Source organism: Conexibacter arvalis, from assembly GCF_014199525.1.
Taxonomy (GTDB): Bacteria; Actinomycetota; Thermoleophilia; order Solirubrobacterales; family Solirubrobacteraceae; genus Conexibacter; species Conexibacter arvalis.
The window spans coordinates 793755-811887 of the sequence record NZ_JACHNU010000001.1 but is presented as its reverse complement, the minus strand read 5'-3'; the positions used below and the strand labels follow the sequence as shown (position 1 = coordinate 811887).

Below are 18133 nucleotides of genomic sequence, written 5' to 3'. Positions count from 1 at the left end.
TCCGAACAGACGTTCGCATCCGCTCGCGCGTGGCGCTAGGCTCGTAGACGAGCCGCATGCCGAGATCGCCCGCCGCCGCCCTCGACTCCTTCACGCCGCGCTCGCGGGAGTGGTTCGTGCGCGCGTTCGCGGCGCCGACGGAGGCGCAGCAGCAGGCGTGGCCGGCGATCGCGACCGGCGAGCACGTGCTGATATCGGCGCCGACCGGGTCGGGCAAGACGCTCGCGGCCTTCCTGTGGGCGCTCGACCGGCTCGCTGCGACGCCGCTGCCGGATGGCGAGAGACGGACGCGGCTGGTCTACGTCTCGCCGCTGAAGGCGCTCTCCTACGACATCGAGCGCAACCTGCGGGCGCCGCTGAAGGGGATCGCGCCCGACGGCGAGATCACGGTCGCGATCCGCACCGGCGACACGCCGCAGAGAGAGCGCCAGCAGATGCTGCGCAACCCGCCGGACGTGCTGATCACGACGCCCGAGTCGCTCTACCTGATGCTGACGAGCAGAGCGCGCGAGATCCTGACCGGCGCCGAGTGGGCGATCGTCGACGAGATCCACGCCGTCGCCGGGACCAAGCGCGGCGCCCACCTCGCGCTGACGCTGGAGCGGCTCGACGCGCTCGTCGGCGAGTCGGAGGGGCGCGCAGGGGTGCAGCGGATCGGGCTGTCGGCGACGCAGAACCCGCTGGAGGAGGTCGGCCGCTTCATGGTCGGCCCGAAGCGCAGATGCCGGATCGTCGACACCGGCGTGCGCAAGCCGCTCGACCTGCAGATCCACGTGCCGGTCGAGTCGATGGTCGAGCCCGAGCAGGACCCGAACGTCGACCCGCTCGATCCGTTGAGAGGCGGCGAGGCGACGCGGCGCTCGATCTGGCCGGCGATCTACCCCGAGCTGCTGAGACTGGTCCAGGACCACCGCTCGACGATCATCTTCGTCAACAACCGCCGCTCGGCCGAGCGGCTGGCGCTGCGGCTGAACGAGCTGGCCAACGAGCCGCCGGACGGCGAGGGCGCCGAGGGCGCGGACGCGCAGCGGCCGGTGCTGGAGATCGCCCGCGCCCACCACGGCTCGCTCGCGCGCGAGGAGCGGCTGGTCGTCGAGGAGCAGCTGAAGGCCGGCGAGATCCCCTGCATCGTCGCGACCTCCTCGCTGGAGCTGGGGATCGACATGGGCGCCGTCGACCTCGTGCTGCAGGTCGAGTCGCCGAAGTCGGTCGCCGCCGGCCTGCAGCGGATCGGGCGCGCCGGCCACAACGTCGGGGACACCAGCAAGGGCCGCATCTTCCCGAAGTTCCGCGCCGACCTGCTGGAGTGCGCGGTCGTCGCCAAGCGGATGCGCGACGGCGCGATCGAGCCGACGGTCGTGCCGCGCAACCCGCTCGACGTGCTCGCGCAGCAGATCGTCGCGATGGCGGCCGGCGAGGAGGAGCTGCACGTCGACGAGCTGCACGCCCGCGTCACGCGCACTCACTCCTACGCCGAGCTGAGCCGCGCGCAGCTGGAGAACGTCCTCGACATGCTCGACGGGCGCTATCCGTCCTCCGAGTTCGCCGAGCTGCGGCCGCGGATCGTCTGGGACCGGATCGCCGGCGTCGTGCGGCCGCGCAGAGGCGCCCGCCAGCTCGCCGTCACGAACGCCGGCACGATCCCCGACCGCGGCCTCTTCATGGTCACGCTGCCCGACGGGCGCCGCGTCGGCGAGCTCGACGAGGAGATGGTCTACGAGGCGCGGCCCGGCCAGGTCTTCCTGCTCGGCGCCTCGTCGTGGCGGATCGAGGAGATCGGCCGCGACCGCGTGATCGTCACCCCCGCCCCGGGCGCGCCGGGCGCCGTCCCCTTCTGGCGCGGCGACGGCGTCGGACGGCCGAAGGAGCTGGGCGAGGCGATCGGGGCCTTCAGCCGCTGGGCGGTCGACCGGCCGGTCGAGGAGCTGTCGGGGAGATACGACCTCGACCCGAGAGCGGCGAGGAACCTGCTCGACTTCCTGCGCGAGCAGCAGGAGGCGACGCGCGTGATCCCGTCGGACCGCACGATCGTCGTCGAGCGCTTCCGCGACGAGATCGGCGACTGGCGGCTGTGCGTGCTGTCCCCGTACGGCGGGCGCATCCACGCCGCCTGGGGCCTGGCGCTGAGCGCGAAGATCCGCGACGAGCTGGGGCTGGAGGCCGACGCGATCTGGTCCGACGACGGGATCATCGTCCACCTCCCCGACGCCGACGAGCCGCCGGGCGCAGAGTTCGCGCTGATCGAGCCGGACGCCCTGGAGGACGCGGTCGTCGCCGAGCTGTCGTCGAGCGCGCTGTTCGGCGCGCGCTTCCGCGAGAACGCCGGCCGCGCGCTGCTGATCCCGCGCGCCTACCCCGGCAAGCGCACGCCGCTGTGGCAGCAGCGGCTGAAGTCGCAGAACCTGCTGGAGGTCGCGAAGCGCTACGGCGAGTTCCCGATCATCCTCGAGACCTACCGCGAGTGCCTGCGCGACGTGCTCGACCTGCCGGGCCTGCGGGAGCTGCTGACCCAGCTGCAGCGGCGCGAGCTGAGCATCGTCGAGGTCGAGACGGCGACCGCCTCGCCGTTCGCCTCCTCGCTGCTGTTCGACTACGTCGCGACCTACATGTACGAGGGCGACACGCCCAACGCCGAGCGGCGCGCGGCGGCGCTGTCGCTCGACCGCGACCTGCTGCGCGAGCTGCTCGGCCAGGAGGAGCTGCGCGACCTGATCGACGCCGACGCGCTCGACCAGGTCGAGGACGACCTCCAGCATCGCTCCGAGCGGACCCGCGCGACGACGAAGGACGAGCTGCACGACGTGCTGCGGCGAGTGGGCGATCTGACAAGCGCGGAGGCGGCGCAGCGGGTCGCGCCTGGCGGGCGCGGCGCGAGCGAGGACGCGCCCGGCGGCGACGCGGCCGGCGAGGCCGTCGCGGTCGCGGCGGCGTGGCTCGCCGAGCTGGAGCGGGAGCGCCGCGCCGTGCTCGTGCGCGTCGGCGGCGAGCAGCGCTGGATCGACGCCGCCGACGCCGGCATGTACCGCGACGCGCTCGGCGTCGTCCCGCCCGGCGGCCTGCCGGAAGCCTTCCTCGCCGACGTCCCCGACGCGCTCGTGCGGCTGCTGCGCCGCTACGCCCAGACGCACGGGCCGTTCACGACCGACGAGCCGCGCGTGCGCTTCGGGCTCGGCGTGGGCGGGGTCGAGATCGCGCTGAGAGCGCTGGAGCGCGACGGCGAGCTGGTCCAGGGCGAGCTGCGGCCCGGCGGGATCTCCGGCACGCGCGAATGGTGCGACGCCGACGTCCTGCGGCGGCTGCGGCGCGCCTCGCTGGCGGTGCTGCGCAGAGAGATCGAGCCGGCCGACCAGCGCGCGTTCGCGACCTTCCTGCCCGGCTGGCAGGGCGTCGACCGCCATCCGCCCGGCGGCGCCGGCGTCGACCGGCTGCGCGAGCAGCTCGTCCCCCTTCAGGGGCTGGCGCTGACGCCGTCGACGTGGGAGACGGAGGTGCTGCCACGCCGCGTCGGCGCCTATTCGGCGACGTGGATCGACCAGCTGTGCGCGAGCGGCGAGCTGGTCTGGGTCGGCGCCGGCGCGCTCGGCCGCAGGGACGGCAAGGTCGCGCTCTACTTCCGCGACGACACGCCGCTGATCGGACCGCCGCCGCTCGCGGGGAGAGCGCCGGCGCTCGACCTGCCCGAGCACGCCGCGGTCCGCGAGCGGCTGGCGCAGGGCTCGTGCTTCTTCACCGACCTGCTCGTCGACCTCTCGTTCCCGCCCGAGCAGATCCAGGAGGCGCTGTGGGACCTCGCCTGGGCCGGCGAGGTCACCAACGACGCCTTCGCGCCGCTGCGCGCGCCGCGGCTGACGTTGGCGCGGGCGCAGAGACGGGCGTCGATGCGCGCCGGCCGCCGCTTCTCCTCCCGCCGCGGCGCCGGTCGCGCCGAGGTGCAGGGACGGTGGTCGCTGACGGCGCCGCTGTTCGCGCCGGCGCCCGGCCAGCCCGACGACCCCTCGGCGCGACGGCGGGCGCTCGCCGAGCTGCTGCTGGAGCGCTACGGGATCCTCACGCGCGAGCTGGTGCTGGCCGAGGGCGTCGTCGGCGGCTTCTCGGGGATCTACAGCGAGCTGTCGCAGCTGGAGACGCTCGGCGTCGCGCGGCGCGGCTACTTCGTCGAGGGGCTCGGCGGCGCCCAGTTCGCGCTGCCCGGCGCGGTCGAGCGGCTGCGGGCGCAGAGAGCGCCGGAGGAGGCGCCGCCGCTCGTGCTCGCCGCGACCGATCCGGCGCAGCCGTTCGGCGCCGCGCTGCCGTGGCCCAAGCGCGACGGCGAGACGCGCCGCCCGTCGCGGACGCCCGGCGCGACGGTCGTGCTCGCCGGCGGGGCGCCAATCCTCTACCTGGAGCGCGGCGGCAAGGCGCTGCAGACGCTGGTCGACGCCGAGGACGCGCGGCTCATGCCGGCGCTGCTGGCGCTCGCCGACCACACCCGGGCCGGACGCGTCAGACGGATCGCGCTGGAGAAGGTCGACGGCGAGCCGGTGATGGGCACGCGCTGGGAGGCGATGCTCGCGGAGGTCGGCTTCAGCGCCGGCCCGCGCCGGCTGACGCTCAGCGCCTAGCCAGCCGTCGCGCGCCGCCGGCCGCCACCCCGCCAGGGGTAGCATCGACCGCATGGAGCACGGCATCGCGTTCGGCAGACTCGACCCGGGCGGCGGCGAGCGGTTCCAGCCGCTGCGCAGACAGCTCGGCGTCACCTCGTTCGGCATCAACCTGATCACCCTCCAGCCGGGGCAGCGGGGGCGGATCCACGCCCACGAGCGCCAGGAGGAGGTCTTCCTCGTGCTCGAGGGCGAGCTGGCGCTGACCCTCGTCGACGGCGAGCACCGGCTCGGCGTCGGGGAGCTGGTGCGCGTCGCCCCGGGCGTGAGACGCCAGCTCGTCAACAAGCGCCCGCAGCGGCTCGTGCTGCTGGCGCTCGGCGCCGCGGGCGAGCACCTCGGCCGCGACGGGATCGCCTGGACGGCATGGGACGCGACCCACAGCGCGCCGCCGCAGGAGACGCCGCTGCCCGACGACGTGCCGGTCGAGCGCGGCTGAGCCCGGGCACACCCGACCGGCCGGCCCGTTCACGAGGCGGACGCGGGCGACGACCGCCGCAGCGCTATCGTGGCCGCCGCCGCACCGCACCGCTCCGCTCGCGAAGGACTGCCCAGATGATCGCCGCGCTCGCGCCCAACCCCTCGATCGACCGCTTCTTCCTCGTCGCCGACCAGGTCCGCGCCGGGGCGATCCACCGTCCCGCCGAGCTGGTCGCGACGGCCGGCGGCAAGGGCCTCAACGTCGCACGCGCCGCCGCGACGCTCGGCGGCGACGTGCGCGCGATCGCGCTGCTCGCCGGCCACGCCGGGCGCTGGATCGCCGACGAGCTGCTCGACAACGCGATCCGCGCCGACGTCGTCTGGACGACCGGGGAGACGCGCACGTCGCTGTCGGCCGCCGATCCCGAGAGCGGCAGGCCGACCGAGTTCTACGAGCGCGGCGAGTCGACCGACCCCGCCGCGTGGGAGCGCTTCGCCGAGCGCGTCTCGGCGGTCACCGACGCCCGCTGGGCGTCGGTCTCGGGCTCGCTGCCGCCCGGCGTCCCGGCGAGCGCCTCGGCCGACCTCGTCGAGCGGGCCCGCGAGACCGGCGCGCGCGTCGCCGTCGGCCAGTCGGGCGCGGCGCTCACCGCCGCGCTCGGCGCCGCGCCCGACCTCGTGAAGGCGAACGCGAACGAGGCCCACGGCGCGACCGGCCACGACCAGCCCCGCTCCGCGGCGCTCGCGCTGCACGACCTGCTGTCGGCGCGACGCGAGGCGCTCGGGCTCGGCGCGCCGGCGACGATCGTCACCGCCGGCGAGGACGGCGCCTACCTCGTCGACCCGAGCGGCTCGCTGTGGCGCGGCTCGGTCGACGCGCGCGGCCCGTTCCCGAACGGCTCCGGCGACTCGTTCCTCGGCGGCCTGCTCGTCGCGCTCGACGCCGAGGGCGACGGCGAGCCGCGCTGGCCGGAGACGCTGCCGCTGGCGCTCGGCGCCGCGGCCGCGAACGCGGAGCGCGCCGGCGCCGGCAAGCTCGACCCGCGCCGCGCCCGCGCGCTCGCCGCGCAGGCGGTCGTCACCAGCGCCTGACGGCCGCCGCGCTCACAGCTCCTTCACCGGCGGCTGGCCGGGCTTCGTACCCTGTGTGGGATGCCCGAGGGCGACACGATCCTCCGCGCCGCGCGACGCATCCGCCCGGTGCTGGAGGGCAACGTGCCGGACGAGATCCGCACGCCACAGCCGCGCCACGCGCCCGACCGCTGGCCGCAGCGGCTGGCGGGGCGGCGCGTCACGCGCGTCGACCCCTATGGCAAGCACCTCTTCCTGCGCTTCGAAGGCGGCCTGACGCTGCACTCCCACCTGCGCATGAACGGCGCCTGGGCCGTCTACCCGCCCGGCGCCCGCTGGCGCAAGTCGCCGCGACGGGCGTGGCTGGTCGTGCGCGCCGGCGAGGTGGAGGTGGTCGAGTTCGACGGGCCGGTGCTGGAGCTGATGACCGATTCGCGGACGCGCTTCGACCAGCGCCTGCGCGCGCTCGGCCCTGACCTGCTCGCCGACGACTTCGCGCCGGAGCGCTTCCTGCGCCGGCTGCGCGCCGACGACCAGTCGCGCACGATCGGCGACGCGCTGCTCGACCAGCGCAACGTCGCCGGGATCGGGAACATCTGGAAGACCGAGGGCTGCTGGGGCGCGGCGGTCGACCCGTGGCGGCCGGTGCGCGACGTGCGCGACGAGGAGGCGGTCGCGATCGTCGAGCACGCCCGCCCGCGGATGCTCGCCGCCGCACGCGTCGACGGCTTCCCCTCCGAGCGCGACGACCGGCGCGTCTACAAGCGCGCCGGCATGCCGTGCCCGCGCTGCGGCGAGACGATCCGCGCCCGCGGCCAGGGCGACGACAACCGCATCACCTACTGGTGCCCGGGATGCCAGCGATGACGGTCAAGCGGATCGGCCACAAGGGCGCCGACCTGATCGCGCCCGGCAACACGCTCGCGAGCTTCGACGCCGCGCTCGCCGCCGGCGTCGACATGATCGAGTTCGACGTGCTGCCCGACCTCGGCGCCGACGGCCGGCCGGACGTCGCCCGCGGCCGGCTGCTGCTGGCGCACGACTACGGCGACCTGCGCGGCGGCGAGCCGCCGCTCGGCCTCGGCGACGGGCTCGCCCACCTCGCCGCCCAGCCGTTCGACGGGATCGAGCTCGACGTCGACCTGAAGCTCCCCGGCTACGAGCTGCGCGTCGTCGACGCGCTCCGCGCCCACGACCTCGTCGAGCGGACGCTGATCTCCTCGACCCATCTGGAGAGCCTCGCCCGCGTCCGCGCCTACGAGCCGCGGCTGCGGCTCGGCTGGTCGGTGCCGCGCGCCCGCCGCGACTACACCACCTCGGCGCTGTACAAGCTGCCGGCGTTCGCGGTCCTGCAGCTGATGCGCAGCGCCCTGCCGGCGCGCGCCGCGGCCGCCCTGCGCGCCGGCCGCTGCGACGCGCTGATGGTCCACTGGCGGCTGGTGACGCCGCGCCTCGTCGCGACGATCGCCGCGGCCGGAGGCGAGTGCTACGTCTGGACCGTCGACGACGCCGCGCGCATCCGCGCGCTGGCGGCGATGGGCGTCACCGGCGTCATCACGAACGACCCGCGGCTGTTCGCCTGAGATTCCTGTGACGAGCGCGCCGGCTGGCGCGTAGTGTCGGTGTGAACGCCACCATGACCGCCACGCCGACGGCCGTGGACACCAGCTGGGAGCGCTTCGAGGCGCTCTACCGCTCCAGCCGCGACGACGTCTACGGATACGTCGCGACGCTGCTGCGAGACGCCGCGGCCGCGGAGGACGTGACGGCGCTCGCGTTCGAGCGCGCCTACCGCCGTCGGCGCTCGTTCGACCGCCGGCGCGGCGACGAGCGCGCCTGGCTGTTCGGGATCGCGCGCAACGCCGCGCTCGACGAGCTGCGCAGGCGCAGACGCCACGCCGCGCTCGCGGCCGATCCGCGCGACGCCGAGGCGACGGCGGTCGACGATGCCGCCGACCACGCGCTCGCGCGCACGACGGTCCGCGCCGCGCTCGAACGGCTCGCCCCGCGCGAGCGCGAGCTGGTCGCGCTCAAGTTCCACGCCGGCCTCTCCAACGCCGAGATCGCCTCCGTCCTCGGCGTCAGCGAGACGAACGCCGGCACGCTCCTGCACCGCACCATGACGAAGCTGAGGAAGGCCTGCCATGCGCCGTCGTAGCAGCGCACCCGATCCCACCGCCGCGCGCGAGCTGGCCGCGATCGACGCCGCCCTCGCCGGCAACCCCGTCGGCGCCGAGGAGGCCGACCTCGCGCGGCTCGCGACGGCGCTCGTCGCCGAGCGCCCCAGATCGGACCCGGAGTTCCGCGCCGCGCTCGACGCGCGCGTGGCGACGAGATTCGCCGGCGCACGCGCCGACGCGTTCGCCGCGCTGCGTTCTGCGGACGGCGGGAGCGCCGCGGTTGGCGGGAGCAACGTGGACGGTGCTAGCGCCGCGAACGGCGGGAGCGCCGCGGACGGTGCGAGCGGTACGAGCGCCGCGAACGGCGGCGCGCCGGCGACGGCGCGCCGCACGGGCGGCGGCACCCGCCGCCGCGGCCTGCTCGCCCGCATCCCGTTCGCGCCGGCCGCCACGGCGACCGGCCTCGCCGCGCTGGTCGCGATCGTCGTCGCCGTCGACGTCACCGGCGGCGGAGGCGGTACGAGCGACAGCCCCGTCAGCGGCGGCGCGGCGATCAGCGACGCACTCAGCGGTGGGGCGGCGAGCGACACGGACGGCGGAACGGCGGCGCGCGACGCCGACGGCGGAGCCGCGCTCGAAAGCGCCGCTCCGCCGCTCCGCTTCGAGCGCGAATCGGCGGCGCCGTTGCAGGGCCGCCGGCGCGGGCTGATGCAGGCGGCCAGCGGCGCGGGCGGCGCCGGTGCAGCGACCGCGCCGCCGCTCGCGGCCCAGTCGGCCCCGCCGGCCAGCGGCGCCGCCCGCAAGATCGAGCGCTCCGCGAGCGTCGAGTTGGGCGCCCCGGCCGACCGCCTCGGCGACGTCGCGCAGGGCGTGCTCGGCGTCGTCGCCCGCAACGGCGGGATCGTCGACGCCTCGACCGTCGCGACCCGCGAGGACGGCGGGGAGGCGCGCTTCGACCTGCGGATCCCGGCCGACCGGCTGCAGCGCGCGCTGGCGCAGCTCTCCGACCTGCCCGATGCGCGCGCGCTGTCGCGCACCGACGAGGCGCTCGACGTCAACCAGGCGCACGTCACGATCCGGCGCCGGCTGTCGGCCGCCGAGGCCCGCCGCACGGCGACCGCGAACGCGCTCAGAGCGGCGACCGACCAGGAGGAGATCGACCGCCTGAGCGGCGAGCTGCAGACGCTCGACCGGCGCATCGCCGCCTGGGAGCGCGACCAGCGGGCGCTCGACCGGCGCGTCGACTTCAGCCGCGTCACGCTGACCGTCCGGACCGACGAGCGCGCCTCCGAGCACGACGACGGCGCCTTCACCCCCGGCGCCGCCTTCGACGACGCCGGCCGGCTGCTCGCCGTCACCGCGGGCGTCGCGGTGATCGCGGCGGCCGCGCTGGTGCCGCTGGCGCTGCTCGCCGCCTGCGCATGGCCGCTTGCGCGCGCGCTGCGCCGGCGACGCCGCGAGCAGGCGCTCGACGCGGTCTGAGGAGGGCCGCTCGCGCCACGACGGGAGGGTTTGCGTGGGCCTTCCCGCGCAAACCCCCCGAAACGTGGGAATCGGCGTCCGGGCGGGCGCTCGCCTCGTCGCCGTTCTGATACATACCTTGCGTGGCAACGAGCACCGAGGACACCGTCGCGCTGCTTGCGCGGGTGCCCACGTTCGAGGCGCTCGGCCCGGAGGAGCTGTCGCGCGTGGCGGAGGTCGCCGTGCCGCGCCGCTACGAGCCGGGCCGCGTGATCTTTCGCGAGGGCGATGCGAGCGACACCTGCTACGTGCTGAAGCGCGGGCATGTGCGGGTGATCCGCGAGCATGCCGACGGCCGCACGATCACGCTCGCGAACTTCGGGCCCGGCGACATCTTCGGCGAGCTGGCGATGTTCGAGGACGAGCGCCGCTCGGCGACGATCGAGACGCTCGACGGCGTCGAGGCGATCGCGATCCTTGGCTCCGACATGCGCCGGCTGATGCGCGAGCACCCCGACATCGCCGTCAAGCTCGTGATCTCGCTCGGCCGCCGCCTGCGCGCCGCCAACGAGCGGATCGCCAGCCAGTCGTTCCAGACGGTCCAGAGCCGCGTCGCGAACGTCGTGATGCAGCTCGTGAAGGAGGCGCAGGACGAGGGCGCCGGCGAGCGCGACGTGCTCGTCAGCGCGACCCAGGCCGACATCGCGAAGCTCGCCGGCTCCTCGCGCGAGTCGGCCAGCCGCTTCCTCGCCGTGCTGGAGCGGGCCGGCGTGATCGAGCAGGGCCGCGGCAAGCTGACCGTCCACGATCCCTCGGCGCTCGAGCGGTATGTCTACTGACGGCCGGCGCGACGACGCGCGCGAGCTGTCGGCGGGCGGCGTCGTCGTGCGCGACGGCGAGGTGATCGTGATCGTCCCGACGCGGCGCGGCGCCCAGGGGCAGAGAGTGCTCGGCCTGCCGAAGGGCCACGTCGACCCGGGCGAGACGGCCGAGCAGGCGGCGCGGCGCGAGGTGCGCGAGGAGGCCGGCGTCGACGCCGACCTCGTCGAGAAGCTCGGCGACGTGCGCTACTTCTACCAGCGCGACGGCCAGCGGATCTTCAAGATGGTCCGCTTCTTCCTGTTCGACTACCGCTCGGGCGCGCTGGAGGATCACGACGACGAGGTCGAGGAGGCGCGCTGGATGCCGCTCGCGGAGGCGGCCAGAGCGCTCAGCTACAGAGGCGAGCGCGAGATGGTGCAGCGCGCACTGTCGGCGATCTCGCGGGAACGATAGGGTGGTGTCTCCGTGCGCGTGCTGAACTTCTACTCGGCCGTCTTCGCCGACCAGCTTCGGAACGGCCGCAAGACGGCGACGATCCGGCTCGGCGACAAGTCGCACAAGTACCGCAAGAACGACTGCGTGCTGGTGACGATCGGCTACCAGTACTCGCCGCGCGAGCGGATCTTCCACGCGGTGATCGACTCGGTCGAGGTGAAGCGGGTCAAGGACCTCTCGCCGCGCGACATCGAGCACGACAACCCCGAGTTCCGCCGCACCGAGGAGATGGTCCACTTCCTCGAGCAGATCTACGACCGCAGAGTCGAGCTCGACGACATCGTGACGGTCGTGCGCTTCTCGCAGATCATCGACCGCCCGCCGACGATCCGCGACCGCCTGCACGGCATCGGCGGCGCCCAGAACTGACGCCGTCGCGACGGTCGCCCGGTCGGCGACCGCGCTGCGCAGCTCCCGTCCCCGCTCGTCGCACCCGCTTCCGGAGCGGATGCGCGCCCGCCTTTGGCACTCTCATGCCGAGAGTGCCAAATTTCGCTTTCCATCCGGCCCGCGGATGGTTATAGTGGTCACACGCTGGCACTCTCGTGCTGAGAGTGCCAAACACGACCCCACTGCACTCCCTTTCCATCCCGGAGGTTGCATCACATGAAGCTCAAGCCCCTTGGCGATCGGCTGATCGTGCGGGCGGTCGAGGAGGAGGAGACCACCGCGAGCGGTCTCGTGCTTCCCGACACGGCCAAGGAGAAGCCCCAGAAGGGCAAGGTCATCGCCGTCGGCGACGGCAAGTGGGACGAGGACGGGGAGAAGCGCATCCCGCTCGACGTGAGCGAGGGCGACGAGGTCCTCTACAGCAAGTACGGCGGCACCGAGATCAAGATCGACGGCGAGGACCTGCTCGTGCTGCGCGAGTCGGACGTCCTGGCCAAGGTCACGTCGTAGGGCCCTCCCGCTCACCCACAGGAGAACGAACCAGACATGGCTCACAAGGAACTGAAGTACGACGCGGACGCGCGCAAGGCCCTCGAGGCCGGCGTCGACGCGGTTGCCAACGCCGTCAAGGTCACGCTCGGCCCGAAGGGCCGCTACGTCGTCCTCGACAAGAAGTTCGGCGCCCCGACGATCACGAACGACGGCGTCACGATCGCCCGTGAGATCGAGGTCGAGGACGTCTTCCAGAACCAGGGCGCCCAGCTCGTCCGCGAGGTCGCCACGGCGACCAACGACATCGCCGGCGACGGCACGACGACCGCCACGGTCCTCGCGCAGGCGATCGTCCGCGAGGGTCTCAAGAACGTCGCGGCCGGCGCCAACCCGCTCGCCCTCAAGCGCGGCATCGAGAAGGCCGTCGAGGACGTCGTCGAGGCGATCCGCAAGCTCTCCAAGGACGTCGGCGGCAAGGACCAGATCGCCCGCGTCGCCGCGCTCTCCGCCGGTGACGAGGAGATCGGCGCGGTCATCGCCGACGCGATCGAGAAGGTCGGCAAGGACGGCGTCGTGAACGTCGAGGAGGGCCAGACCTTCGGCATGGACCTCGAGTTCACCGAGGGCATGCAGTTCGACAAGGGCTACATCTCGCCCTACATGGTCACCGACCAGGATCGCATGGAGGCCGTGCTCGAGGATCCGTACATCCTCATCGCGAACTCCAAGATCGGCTCGGTCCGCGACGTGCTGCCGGTCCTCGAGGCCGTCATCCAGTCGGGCAAGCCGCTGCTGATCATCGCCGAGGACGTCGAGGGCGAGGCGCTCGCGACGCTCGTCGTCAACAAGCTGCGCGGCACCTTCACCGGCGTCGCCGTCAAGGCTCCGGGCTTCGGCGACCGCCGCAAGCGCATGCTCGAGGACATCGCGATCCTCTCCGGCGGCGAGGTCATCACCGAGGACCTCGGCCTCAAGCTCGAGAACACGCAGATCTCGCAGCTCGGCCGCGCCCGCCGCGTCGTCGTCGCGAAGGACAACACGACGATCATCGACGGCGCCGGCGACGCCGAGGCGATCAAGGGCCGCATCAAGCAGATCAAGTCGGAGATCGAGACCACGGACTCGGACTTCGACCGTGAGAAGCTCCAGGAGCGTCTCGCCAAGCTCTCCGGCGGCGTCGCCGTCGTGAAGGTCGGCGCGGCGACCGAGACGGAGATGAAGGAGAAGAAGCACCGCGTCGAGGACGCGCTGCAGGCCACGCGCGCCGCCCTCGAGGAGGGCATCGTGCCGGGCGGCGGCGTCGCCCTGCTGCAGTCAGCCGACGCGATCGACCTCGACGCGATCGCCGAGGGCGACGAGCGCACCGGCGCGAAGATCATCCTCCGCTCGCTCGAGGAGCCGCTCCGCCAGATCTCGCACAACGCGGGTCTCGAGGGCTCGGTCGTCGTCAACGACGTCCGCAAGGCGAAGAAGGGCCACGGCCTCAACGCGGCGACCGGCGAGATCGTCGACCTCGTCGCCGAGGGCGTGCTCGACCCGGCGATGGTGACGCGCTCCGCGCTCCAGAACGCCGCGTCGATCGCCAAGAACATCCTCACGACCGAGGCGATCGTCGCCGAGGTCCCGGAGAAGGACGGCGGCGCCGGCGCCGGCATGCCCGACATGGGCGGCATGGGCGGCATGATGTAAGGAGGCCTCCCGGCCTCCCGGAGCGGACCGCCCCGCTCCACCGACCCGCCCATCCGGGCGGGAACCGTTTCACCGAAGGGCCCGGCAACCGCCGGGCCCTTCGTGCGTTCCAGGGCCCGCACGTCCGAGACGGGCCTCCAGGTGCAGTGCGGAACGGTAGTGTTGATCCGTGCGGATCAGTAGTGTGGGTCCGCGCGGAATGGTAGTGTTGATCCGTGCGGAACGGTAGTTCAGGCGGCTCTTCGACAGACGCGTACCACCCGCGCGTCGTCGATCGGGAACTCGATGAGCTGATCGCCGCCGTTCCGGCGCTGGCGCTCGAAGGCGCCAAGGGCGTCGGCAAGACCGCGACGGCCCAGCGGCGCGCGGCCTCGGTCCGCGAGCTGGACGACCCGGCGCTGCGGGCCATCGCCGCCGGCGATTCCGCGCGCCTCCTCGTCGGGCCGAGCCCGTTGCTGCTCGACGAGTGGCAGTACGTGCCCGAGACGTGGGACCTCGTCCGGCGCGCCGTCGACCGCGGCGCCGCGCCGGGCTCGTTCCTGCTGACCGGCTCGACGCAGCCGACCGACCGCGGCGCGCACTCTGGCGCAGGACGGATCGTCAGCGTGCGGATGCGGCCGCTCGCGCTGGCCGAGCGCGGGCTGCAGGAGCCGACCGTCAGCCTGAGGCGGCTGCTGGCGCGCGAGCGGCCGGCGATCGAGGGGTCGACGGAGGTGCGACTCGCGCAGTACGCCGAGGAGATCGTCCGTTCCGGCTTCCCGGGGCTGCGCGGCTTGTCCGGCCGCGCGCTGCGGGCGCAGCTCGACGGCTATCTGCTGCGGATCGTCGACTGCGACTTCCCCGAGCTCGGCCGCGCGGTCCGCGACCCCGCCGCGCTGCGGCGGTGGATGACCGCCTACGCCGCGGCTTCCTCCACGAGCGCGTCGTTCGAGCAGATCCGCGACGCCGCGACCGCCGGCCACGGCGACAAGCCGGCGAAGACGACGACGATCCCGTACCGCGACGTGCTGGAGCGGCTGTGGATCCTCGACCCGGTCGAAGCCTGGCAGCCGACCCGCAACCGGCTCTCGCGGCTCTCCTCGCCGCCCAAGCACCAGCTCGCCGACCCGGCGCTCGCCGCTCGGCTGCTCGGCGTCGACGCCGACGCGCTGCTGGAAGGCGAGGGACCGCGCGGGCCGGCGCCGCGCGACGGCGTGCTGCTCGGCCGCCTGTTCGAGTCGCTCGTCGCGCTGTCGCTGCGCACGTATGCGCAGGCGGCCGAGGCCTCTGTCAAGCACCTGCGGACGATCGGCGGAAGACGGGAGGTCGACTTCATCGTCGAGCGTGCCGACGGGCGGGTCGCCGCAATCGAGGTGAAGCTCGCGCGCGACGTGCGCGACGACGACCTGCGCCACCTGCGCTGGCTGGCGCGGGAGATCGGACCCGACCTGCTCGACGCCGTCGTCGTCACGACGGGGCCCGAGGCGTATCGCCGCGCAGACGGGATCGCCGTCGTGCCGGCGGCGCTGCTCGGGCCGTGACGCCCGAGCTCAGACCGCGTCGCGCGGGCGCGGAGCGGGGCCGACGTACTTGGCGGAGGGGCGGATCAGGCGGCCCTCGCGCTTCTGCTCGAGGATGTGGGCCGACCAGCCGGCGGTGCGGGCGCAGACGAACAGCGGCGTGAACAGCTCCGGTGGGACCTCGGCGTAGTCGAGCACGACCGCCGACCAGAACTCGACGTTGGTCGCCAGGACGCGGTCGGGCTTGCGCGCCTGCAGCTCGGCGAGCGCCGCCTTCTCCAGCTGCTCGGCGACCTCGGCGCGGCGCGAGCCGAGCTCCATCGCGGTGCGGCGCAGGACGCGGGCGCGCGGGTCCTCGGCGCGGTAGACGCGATGGCCGAAGCCCATCAGCCGCTCGCCGCGGTCGAGCGCGTCCTTGACCCACTTCTCGGCGTCGCCGAGCTGCTCGACCTCGTCGAGCATCTGCAGGACGCGCGACGGCGCGCCGCCGTGGAGCGGACCCGACAGCGCGCCGACGGCGCCCGACAGCGCCGCGGCGGCGTCGGCGCCGGTCGAGGCGATCACCCGCGCGGTGAAGGTGGAGGCGTTGACGCCGTGCTCGGCCGCCGAGATCCAGTAGGCGTCGATCGCCTTCGCGTGGTCGGGGTTCGCCTCGCCGCGCCAGCGGATCAGGAAGCGCTCGGGGATCGACTCGCCCTGGTCGATCTCACGCTGGGAGACCGGCGGGCGGCCGATCCCGCGCGCCGACTGGGCGACGAACGACAGCGCCATCACCGAGGCGCGCGCCAGCTGGTCGCGCGCGCTCTCGTCGCTCTCGTCGATCAGCGGGAGGAAGCCCCATTCGGGCGCGAGCATCGCCAGCGCCGACTGCACGTCGACGCGCGGGTCGCCGGAGCGGACCGACAGCGCGTGCGGCTCGGCCGGCGGCAGGCCGGGCAGGTAGCTGCCGTCGACCAGCAGGCCCCAGACCTGCTCGAACGGGACGGTGCCGACCAGCTCCTCGATGTCGACGCCGCGGTAGCGCAGCGCGCCGCCCGCCTTGTCCGGCTCGGCGATCTCGGTCGCGAAGGCGACGACCCCCTCGAGGCCGGACTGCACGTCGGTTTCGGTGGCGCTCATCTGCTCTCCTGTCGCGGTCGGGGGCCTGCGCGGTGACGGGACGCCTCACGGTATCGCCGGGAGCCATAGGCTAGTCGGGTCACTCCACCCGCCTCGCGACCGTCAGGAGCCGCCACGTGCACGATCTCCTCTTCCGTCCCGTGACCGAGCTGGCCGCGCTCGTGCGCGCCGGCGAGATCAGCGCCCGCGAGCTGATGACCGCGTCGCTGGAGCGGATCGACGCGCTCGACGGCCGCGTCAACGCCTTCACCCACGTCGACGCCGACGGCGCGCTCGCCGCCGCCGACGCGATCGGCGCCGACGACCCGCGGCCGTTCGCCGGCGTGCCGATCGCGATCAAGGACAACCGGCCGGTCGCCGTGATGCCGCTGACCTGCGGCGCCAGCCTCTTCGGCGACCTGACGCCGCCGTTCGACGCGGCCTTCGTGCGCCGGCTGCGGGAGGCCGGCTTCGTGATCGTCGGCAAGACGGCGCTCCCGGAGTACGGCATCCTGCCCACGACCGAGTCGCGCCGCAACGGCCCGACCCGCAACCCGTGGGATCTCGAGCGCACGCCGGGCGGCTCATCCGGCGGCGCGGCGGCCGCGGTCGCGGCCGGGATGGTGCCGATCGCGCACGGCAACGACGGCGGCGGCTCGATCCGCATCCCGTCGGCCTGCTGCGGCCTCGTCGGGCTCAAGCCGGCGCGCGGGCGGGTCTCGCTTGCGCCGATCGAGGGCGAGTCGTTCCTCGTCTGCGACGGCGTCCTGACCCGCACGGTCGCCGAGAGCGCCGTCGTGCTCGACCTGCTCGCCGGCCCCGAGCCGGGCGACGCGTCGTGGGCGCCCGCGCCGTCGGAGCCGTTCGCGCAGACGGCCGCGCGCGAGCCCGGTCCGCTGCGGATCGGCTTCTGCCTGCGGCCGCCGCTGACCGAGACGCCGATCGACCCGATCGCCGCGCAGGCCGTCCACGACGCCGTCGCGCTGCTGCAGGAGCTCGGCCACGAGGTCGAGGAGATCGACCCGCCGTGGGCCGTCCCCGGCTTGCTCGACCTCTTCTCGGCCGCCTTCGGGCCGGCGGTCGGCTCGGCGATGGTCTTCGCCGCGACCGTCGCCGGCCGCGAGCCGACGCCGGAGGACATGGAGCCGCTCAGCTGGATGCTGTGGGAGCGCTCCGGCGAGCTCGGCGCCGCCCGCTACCTCGCCGCGATCGCGCAGCTGCAGGCGCTCGCGCGCACGCTCGTGACCGCCACCGCCGCCTACGACGCGGTGCTGACCCCGTCGCTGGCGCAGCGGCCGGTCCCGATCGGCGAGGTCAACGGCGTCACCGACGATCCGGCCGGGACCTTCCGCCGCTCGGGCGAGTTCACGCCGTTCACGGCGATCGCGAACGTGACCGGCCAGCCGGCGATCTCGGTCCCGCTCTTCCATGGCGACGACGGCCTGCCGACCGGCGTCCACTTCATCGGCCGACCGGCGCAGGAGGGCCCGCTGCTCGCGCTCGCCGCCCAGCTGGAGGCGACGCGCCCGTGGGCCGACCGCCGGCCGCAGCTGGCGACGGCAGCCTGACCCGGTCGCGCCGCAGCCGTCGCCGACGCGGGGACGCGGTCGTATGATGCGCCTTCGCTTCACGCATCAACCAACGCTGCAAAGAGGAAATCGCCAATGGCCTACGTGATCGCAGAGCCTTGCATCGGTACGAAGGACCACTCCTGCGTCGAGGTCTGCCCGGTCGACTGCATCCACCCGACGCAGGACGAGCCCGACTTCGACAGAGTCGAGATGCTCTACATCGACCCGGAGGAGTGCATCGACTGCGACGCCTGCGTCGAGGCCTGCCCGGTCGACGCCTGCTTCGCCGAAGACCAGCTGCCCGACGAATGGGCCCACTTCGCCGAGATCAACGCCAGATATTACGCCGGGAAGTAAGGGCTGGA

The 18133-nt window shown here is 74.0% G+C and carries 16 protein-coding genes; 15 read left to right on the top strand and 1 reads right to left on the bottom strand.

From position 1 onward, the window contains the following. Positions 1 to 56: 56 nt before the first annotated feature. From BDZ31_RS03830 to BDZ31_RS03770, 13 genes are all read left to right on the top strand, one after another. Complete coding sequence (locus BDZ31_RS03830; RefSeq protein WP_183339160.1) at positions 57 to 4601, top strand: DEAD/DEAH box helicase; 4545 nt, start codon at positions 57 to 59, stop codon at positions 4599 to 4601. A gap of 52 nt (positions 4602 to 4653) precedes the next feature. After that, on the top strand, positions 4654 to 5079 hold the full coding sequence (locus BDZ31_RS03825) for a cupin domain-containing protein (RefSeq protein ID WP_183339158.1): 426 nt from the start codon (positions 4654 to 4656) through the stop codon (positions 5077 to 5079). 116 nt (positions 5080 to 5195) lie between these two features. Further along, complete coding sequence (locus BDZ31_RS03820; protein ID WP_183339156.1) at positions 5196 to 6152, top strand: 1-phosphofructokinase family hexose kinase; 957 nt, start codon at positions 5196 to 5198, stop codon at positions 6150 to 6152. A 60-nt stretch (positions 6153 to 6212) separates the two neighbouring features. Beyond that, positions 6213 to 6998, top strand: coding sequence for an Fpg/Nei family DNA glycosylase (locus BDZ31_RS03815; protein ID WP_183339154.1), 786 nt, complete (start codon positions 6213 to 6215; stop codon positions 6996 to 6998). Further along, complete coding sequence (locus BDZ31_RS03810) at positions 6986 to 7714, top strand: glycerophosphodiester phosphodiesterase (RefSeq protein WP_183339152.1); 729 nt, start codon at positions 6986 to 6988, stop codon at positions 7712 to 7714. The genes BDZ31_RS03815 and BDZ31_RS03810 overlap by 13 nt, the downstream gene beginning before the upstream one ends. Positions 7715 to 7767: 53 nt before the next feature. Further along, a complete protein-coding gene (locus BDZ31_RS03805; protein ID WP_183339150.1) occupies positions 7768 to 8289 on the top strand; it encodes an RNA polymerase sigma factor in 522 nt (173 codons plus the stop codon). Continuing rightward, on the top strand, positions 8276 to 9733 hold the full coding sequence (locus BDZ31_RS03800; RefSeq protein WP_183339148.1) for a DUF4349 domain-containing protein: 1458 nt from the start codon (positions 8276 to 8278) through the stop codon (positions 9731 to 9733). The genes BDZ31_RS03805 and BDZ31_RS03800 overlap by 14 nt, the downstream gene beginning before the upstream one ends. A 122-nt stretch (positions 9734 to 9855) precedes the next feature. Next, positions 9856 to 10551 carry a cyclic nucleotide-binding domain-containing protein gene (locus tag BDZ31_RS03795; protein WP_183339146.1) on the top strand — a complete coding sequence of 232 codons (696 nt, stop codon included), beginning with the start codon at positions 9856 to 9858 and terminating at the stop codon, positions 10549 to 10551. Continuing rightward, positions 10541 to 10987: an NUDIX hydrolase gene (locus tag BDZ31_RS03790; protein WP_183339144.1), complete on the top strand. Its 447-nt coding sequence runs from the start codon at positions 10541 to 10543 to the stop codon at positions 10985 to 10987. The genes BDZ31_RS03795 and BDZ31_RS03790 overlap by 11 nt, the downstream gene beginning before the upstream one ends. 12 nt (positions 10988 to 10999) lie before the next feature. Then, on the top strand, positions 11000 to 11398 hold the full coding sequence (locus tag BDZ31_RS03785) for an ASCH domain-containing protein (protein ID WP_183339142.1): 399 nt from the start codon (positions 11000 to 11002) through the stop codon (positions 11396 to 11398). Between the two features lie 237 nt (positions 11399 to 11635). Beyond that, positions 11636 to 11929, top strand: a complete 294-nt coding sequence (gene groES / locus BDZ31_RS03780) for a co-chaperone GroES (protein WP_183339140.1) — start codon at positions 11636 to 11638, stop codon at positions 11927 to 11929. 36 nt (positions 11930 to 11965) lie between these two features. After that, positions 11966 to 13600: a chaperonin GroEL gene (gene groL / locus BDZ31_RS03775; protein WP_183339138.1), complete on the top strand. Its 1635-nt coding sequence runs from the start codon at positions 11966 to 11968 to the stop codon at positions 13598 to 13600. Between the two features lie 215 nt (positions 13601 to 13815). After that, complete coding sequence (locus BDZ31_RS03770) at positions 13816 to 15120, top strand: ATP-binding protein (protein ID WP_343075512.1); 1305 nt, start codon at positions 13816 to 13818, stop codon at positions 15118 to 15120. A 9-nt stretch (positions 15121 to 15129) separates the two neighbouring features. Here BDZ31_RS03770 and BDZ31_RS03765 read toward each other — a convergent pair whose 3' ends face one another. Next, complete coding sequence (locus BDZ31_RS03765; protein WP_183339136.1) at positions 15130 to 16218, bottom strand: citrate synthase 2; 1089 nt, start codon at positions 16216 to 16218, stop codon at positions 15130 to 15132. A gap of 116 nt (positions 16219 to 16334) precedes the next feature. Between BDZ31_RS03765 and BDZ31_RS03760 the strand changes: the two genes are divergently transcribed. Together BDZ31_RS03760 and BDZ31_RS03755 are read left to right on the top strand one after the other, a co-directional pair. Further along, positions 16335 to 17765, top strand: a complete 1431-nt coding sequence (locus BDZ31_RS03760) for an amidase family protein (RefSeq protein ID WP_183339134.1) — start codon at positions 16335 to 16337, stop codon at positions 17763 to 17765. Between the two features lie 96 nt (positions 17766 to 17861). Then, positions 17862 to 18125 carry a 4Fe-4S dicluster domain-containing protein gene (locus tag BDZ31_RS03755; RefSeq protein ID WP_183339132.1) on the top strand — a complete coding sequence of 88 codons (264 nt, stop codon included), beginning with the start codon at positions 17862 to 17864 and terminating at the stop codon, positions 18123 to 18125. Positions 18126 to 18133 lie beyond the last annotated feature (8 nt).

Excerpts from the sequence above, each read along its gene's own strand:
- BDZ31_RS03810 (WP_183339152.1), top strand. The coding sequence starts at position 6,986 with ATGCCAGCGATGACGGTCAAGCGGATCGGCCACAAGGGCGCCGACCTG.
- groES (WP_183339140.1), top strand. The coding sequence starts at position 11,636 with ATGAAGCTCAAGCCCCTTGGCGATCGGCTGATCGTGCGGGCGGTCGAG.
- BDZ31_RS03820 (WP_183339156.1), top strand. The coding sequence starts at position 5,196 with ATGATCGCCGCGCTCGCGCCCAACCCCTCGATCGACCGCTTCTTCCTC.
- BDZ31_RS03830 (WP_183339160.1), top strand. The coding sequence starts at position 57 with ATGCCGAGATCGCCCGCCGCCGCCCTCGACTCCTTCACGCCGCGCTCG.
- BDZ31_RS03790 (WP_183339144.1), top strand. The coding sequence starts at position 10,541 with ATGTCTACTGACGGCCGGCGCGACGACGCGCGCGAGCTGTCGGCGGGC.
- BDZ31_RS03805 (WP_183339150.1), top strand. The coding sequence starts at position 7,768 with ATGACCGCCACGCCGACGGCCGTGGACACCAGCTGGGAGCGCTTCGAG.
- BDZ31_RS03765 (WP_183339136.1), bottom strand. The coding sequence starts at position 16,218 with ATGAGCGCCACCGAAACCGACGTGCAGTCCGGCCTCGAGGGGGTCGTC.
- BDZ31_RS03815 (WP_183339154.1), top strand. The coding sequence starts at position 6,213 with ATGCCCGAGGGCGACACGATCCTCCGCGCCGCGCGACGCATCCGCCCG.
- BDZ31_RS03755 (WP_183339132.1), top strand. The coding sequence starts at position 17,862 with ATGGCCTACGTGATCGCAGAGCCTTGCATCGGTACGAAGGACCACTCC.
- BDZ31_RS03800 (WP_183339148.1), top strand. The coding sequence starts at position 8,276 with ATGCGCCGTCGTAGCAGCGCACCCGATCCCACCGCCGCGCGCGAGCTG.
- groL (WP_183339138.1), top strand. The coding sequence starts at position 11,966 with ATGGCTCACAAGGAACTGAAGTACGACGCGGACGCGCGCAAGGCCCTC.
- BDZ31_RS03825 (WP_183339158.1), top strand. The coding sequence starts at position 4,654 with ATGGAGCACGGCATCGCGTTCGGCAGACTCGACCCGGGCGGCGGCGAG.